Raw genomic sequence first — 523 nt, forward strand, 5'->3', positions numbered from 1 at the left:
TTAGAGCGAAACATCAGGTCCAAGATCGCAGCCAAAGAGGCCCAGGAGTCTCAGGTGATTGCAAAAGCATAGAATTTAACACTGTAATTTTTCCTCTTGCTTGCTAAGTGAGCTCGAGAGAAGTTCTAGATAATAAGGATTAAACCTTGGCAAAAATACAAGCTATCCGTGGAATGAATGATTTGTTACCCGGGCAATCTGCAGTTTGGCAGTACTTGGAAGGGCATATAAAAGGTGTGCTCCAAAGTTATGGCTATCAAGAAATTCGCATGCCTATTGTCGAGCAGACAGAACTATTTAAACGCTCTATCGGAGAAGTTACCGATATCGTTGAAAAAGAAATGTATACCTTTGAAGATAGAAACGGTGACAGTTTAACCCTGCGCCCTGAAGGAACTGCATGCTGCGTTCGAGCAGCCGAGCAGCATGGTCTATTGTTCAACCAGACTCAGCGCTTGTGGTATACAGGGCCGATGTTCAGACATGAGCGTCCACAAAAAGGAAGATATCGCCAATTCCATCA

1 protein-coding gene is annotated in these 523 nt (G+C 44.0%); it reads left to right on the forward strand.

The genetic code is table 11. The features are described from left to right. Nucleotides 1-146: 146 nt before the first annotated feature. Nucleotides 147-523, forward strand: a 377-nt coding sequence (locus A3735_RS07820; RefSeq protein ID WP_231882505.1) for an ATP phosphoribosyltransferase regulatory subunit, incomplete at its 3' end; no start/stop codon positions are given.

The sequence above is a fragment of the Oleiphilus sp. HI0061 genome (genome assembly GCF_001635675.1).